At 52.8% G+C, this 4,710-nt stretch carries 1 protein-coding gene; it reads right to left on the bottom strand.

Annotated features, from left to right (window positions below; translation table 11 throughout):
* Positions 1 to 4,710 (bottom strand): non-ribosomal peptide synthetase (locus EAE91_RS22955; RefSeq protein WP_214090475.1); only part of this gene is annotated, 4,710 nt, incomplete at both ends.

The following is a 4,710-nucleotide window of genomic DNA, read 5'->3' as shown; positions in this document are numbered from 1 at the left end:
TAGTATCATTCAGGATATATGCCAAACGCTCCAGCGGATAAGTTGGGTCCAGCGGCACATAGGCACCCCCGGCTTTCAATACTGCTAACAGCGCTACCACCATCACCGGTGAACGTGACACACAAATTGCCACCGGCTGGTCAGGTACGACACCCAATGCGATAAGCTGATGGGCCAGCCGGTTAGCGCGGGCATTTAATTCGGCATAACTGAAGGTTTGCTCCTGATACACTAGTGCCGTGGCTTCCGGGGTTTGCTCCACTTGTTGTTCAAACAATTGATGAATGCATAATGCCTCAGGATAGGCGGTTTCCGCCGCATTCCAGGTTTCTAGCAATAGCTTGCGTTCCGCCGGGGCTAGGATATCTATTTTTCCGATCGGCTGTTGAGGGTTAACCACCATCGCTTGCAACACCGCATGCAGATATCCCACCTGTCGTTCCATTGTTGCCGAGTCAAACAGGGCGGTGGCATAATTCAGCGCCCCCACAATCCTGCCCTCCTCCTCCGACAAGCCCAGTTCAAGATCAAACTTGACAATATCAAAAGCTTGATAGACCGGTGAGACTGCCAGCCCCGGTAATTCCCATTCCGAGTTCTCATTGTTCTGCCAGGCAAACATCACCTGGAATAACGGGGTATGCGCCAGTCGGCGCGGCGGTTGTACGATTTCCACCACCTGTTCAAACGGTAAATCTTGATTCTCCTGAGCCGTCAATGCGGTTTGCCGGACCCGCGCCAGTAATTCCGTCACAGTCAGCTCACCTGATAAACCAATACGCAACGCCAACGTATTGACAAAGAAGCCAATCAACGGTTCCACTTCCTGACGACCACGGCCCGCGCTCGGCGTGCCAATCACTACATCTTCCTGACCTGACAAACGTGACAGAACCACCGACCAGGCTGACAACAGCGTCATGAATAAGGTGACGCCCTGCTGCTCACTCAGACGCTTAAGGGCTGTCGTTAATTCAACATCTAAGTTAACCGGCACGGCATCTCCGGCAAACGACTGCTCCGGCGGACGAGGCCGATCTGTCGGCAGATCCAACAGCACCGGGGCGTCAGCCAACATTGCACGCCAATAGTCGGATTGAACCTGAATACGTTCAGCCGACAACCACTGACGCTGCCAGGCGGCGTAATCCGGGTATTGAATCGCCAACGGCGGCAACGGATCGAGCTGTCCATTCATAAACGCCGTATAGAGCGCATTCAATTCCTGTATCAGTACATTGCCAGACCAGCCATCGGAAACAATATGATGCTGAGTCAGTAAAAATTGATATTCGTCATCGGTGATCCGGATGAGAGCCGCGCGAATAAGCGGGCCGCTTTCGAGGTCAAATGACGCGTGAGCCTCCTCCGTACTCAGGCGTTTAAGAATTTCATCAGCATCCGAAACGCCGCGCAGGTCATATTGAGATAACAGTAAGCCGCTATCCGGTTCCAACAGTCGCACTTGCGGCTGATCATCTATAGAAACAAAGACAGAACGTAACGCTTCATGACGGGCAAACAAGGTATCCAGCGCCTTTTGCCAGGCCATGATATCCAACTGACCAGACAAGCGTAGAGCCATCGGGACATGATAAGTTTCACTGACGCCCTCAAGCTGCGCCAAGAACCACAGGCGTTGTTGAGCAAATGATAACGGTAATTCCCCTTCACGGGATATCGGCACGATGGACGGTAGAATCATGTCCGGTTGTCCCATCTGGGCCTGCATAACCTCAGCAAACGCTTTCAACGAAGGAGATTTAAACAGAGCCGTCAGCGGCAATTCTCCACCTAAAGCGGCTACCCGATTCATCACTCGCATCGCCAGTAACGAGTGACCGCCCAGAGCAAAGAAATTGTCATACCGGCTGATCTGTTCAACACCCAAGACTTCACGCCAAATCGCCGCCAAGGCTATTTCCGTTTCCCCTTGTGGCGCTTCATAAGTTTGACGCGCAACGGCGTCACTGTCCGGTGCCGGCAACGCTCGGCGATCCAACTTACCATTCGGCAGTAACGGGAATGCATCCAGCCGCACAAAAGCCGTTGGCACCATATAATCAGGTAAAACAGCACTCAGGTGAGCACGCAGACTGTTCACCAGCCCATCATCCTCTGGTGCCACGACATAGGCCACCAGCCGTTTCTCTTGTCCTTCACCCTGCGCCAATACCACAGATTTACTCACTGCCGGGTGTTCCGCCAAGCGGGCTTCAATTTCCCCCGGTTCAATACGGAAGCCACGGATTTTAACCTGCTGGTCGTTACGGCCCAGGAATTCCAGATTGCCGTCCGGCAGATAGCGGGCCAAATCCCCGCTGCGGTACATGCGGGCATCCGGGTGACTACTGAATGGATCAACAAGGAAACGTTCGGCGGTCAATTCAGGGCGATTCAGATAGCCACGCGCCACACCGACGCCGCCAATATATATTTCGCCAATACAGCCTAATGGTACAAGCTGGCCGTATCTGTCCAGCAAGTATATGCCAGTATGGCTAATTGGTCGGCCTATAGAACACGCATCTTCTGGGGATAATATCTCCTGACAGGTCGCAATGACGGTATTTTCCGTCGGGCCATAAGTATTTAACAACCGTGGACGTGGCATTTCCTGTGTAAACCACGCCTGAATGGCGCTCTTCTTCACCATCTCGCCACCAATCATGATTAACCTGAGGCAATCCGGTAGTAATAACGCCCTGTCTCTGGCCGCCAGCTCAAACCAAAACAGGGTTGGCAGAGACATTACGGTAATTTTATTCTGTCGGGCTAAGGTGATAAACGCCGACACAGAAGCCAGCCAACTATCATCACGAATCACCAACGTGGCACCATTGCATAATGACGAAAACAGTTCTTCGACGGACGCATCGAAGGCAAAAGAGGAAAATTGCAGCATCCGGTCTTGTGCAGTAACAGCATAGGTCTGATTAAAACCGAAATAACGTTGATAAATGGCCTGATGTTCCACCATTACGCCTTTCGGCGTGCCGGTAGAGCCAGAAGTATAGATAACATACGCCAGATGTTGTGGAGTCAGTGCAATCCCCTGCGGATTGCTGTCCGGCTGGTCAGGCTGAATATTCGGATCTAACACCGTTAATCCGACCAACGCCTTTTCACCCAGAGCCGACCGTCCAATCTTATCCGCCAGCACCACTGACGGGGCAACATCATTCAGGATATGCGCCAGACGTTCCCCTGGATAAGTTGGGTCCAACGGCACATACGCCCCTCCGGCTTTCAGTATCGCCAACAGTCCCACTATCATCGCTGGCGAGCGTGTTGCACAAATCACTACCCGCTGGTCCGGTACGACTCCTAGCGTAATTAGTTTATGAGCAAGGCGGTTAGCTCTGCTATTGAGTTCAGCATAGCTGAGGATTTGTTCTTGATACTCTAACGCCGTGGCTTCTGGAGTTTGCTCCACCTGTTGTTCAAACAACTGATGAATACATAACGTCTCAGGATAGGCGGTTTCAGTGGTATTCCACATTTCCAGCAACAGCTTTCGCTCCACCTCTGGCAAAATATTTAATGCCCGCACCGGCGTCTCAGGCTGCCGTTCAAGTGCTTCCGCCAGACTTTCCAGCGCTTGCTGCATATAACCGCATATACGGTCCGGATCAAACGGCTGGACAACTTGAGCCGTCAGCCCCAGAGCATCGCCAAAATCCTCCACTGACAGGTTAAACGGATAGTTAGTCCGCTCCTGTCCGCCTAAGAATTCAATGCCCTTCATTGTTTCATCCAGCGTTACCAGAGACAGGTTATGCCGGTAGTTTAATAATGCGTTGAAGAGCGGCGTACCACTAGCAACACTACTGCAACGTTGCGCCAGCGCCAGTGACGCATGCTCATGCTCTAATAATCCAGCCAGTCGGGTATGAGCGGCCTGCACGCTGTCTCGTACCGGGGTCCCATCGATATCCAACCGCAGCGGCAAGGTATTAATAAACAGCCCCATGCCGCTGTCGGCCCCATCTCCCGCCGCCATGCGCCCAAACAGCACCGTGCCAAACACGACGTGCTCCTGCCCGCTGGTGCACGATAGTACCTGTGCCCAGGCCAGATGACACAAGGCCGCCAGACTGATGCCCAAATGTCTCGCCTGATGACGTAAACGGTTATTTAGCTCGGCTGACAACATCCGGTGCGATTCCGTCACCTGCGAACCATCACGGTATACCTCCGTCAAACCAAACGGCAGGGTCGGTTCATCTACCTCAACTAACATGTCAGTAAAGAAGCGAGTGTGTTCTTCCTGACTAACGCCTAACCGGGCCTGTGCTACCAGATTACGGAAAGGCGTCGGCGCTGGCAGACTCTCCTCCTGCCCGCTCAGATAAACCTGTACTTCACGGTTCATGACTTCCAGCGTGGTATGATCGCCAATCAGATGGTGCAACAATTGTTGTACAATCCAGCGGCCATCAACCTCTTGCGCCACCACAAAGCGCAATAACGGTGCCTCGCCCAAGTCGAGACGATAATGACGGGGGTCAAAACGTTGGGTTAACTGATCACAAACTCGCCCATCAGCCGGATTCAAGTCCAGTTCCATCACTGACAAAGTAGCTTGACGCCAAACCACCTGAACCGGTACAGACAACTCTCGCCAGATAAAGGCGGTACGCAGGATATCATGGCGATCAACCACCTGTTGTACCGCCGCCAGATAGCGATCCAGCAAAGAGCGATCAG

Source organism: Photorhabdus noenieputensis, from assembly GCF_018448935.1.
GTDB classification, from domain to species: domain Bacteria; phylum Pseudomonadota; class Gammaproteobacteria; order Enterobacterales; family Enterobacteriaceae; genus Photorhabdus; species Photorhabdus noenieputensis.
The sequence above is the reverse complement of the archived record's forward strand: the minus strand, read 5'-3'. Positions and strand labels throughout refer to the sequence as shown.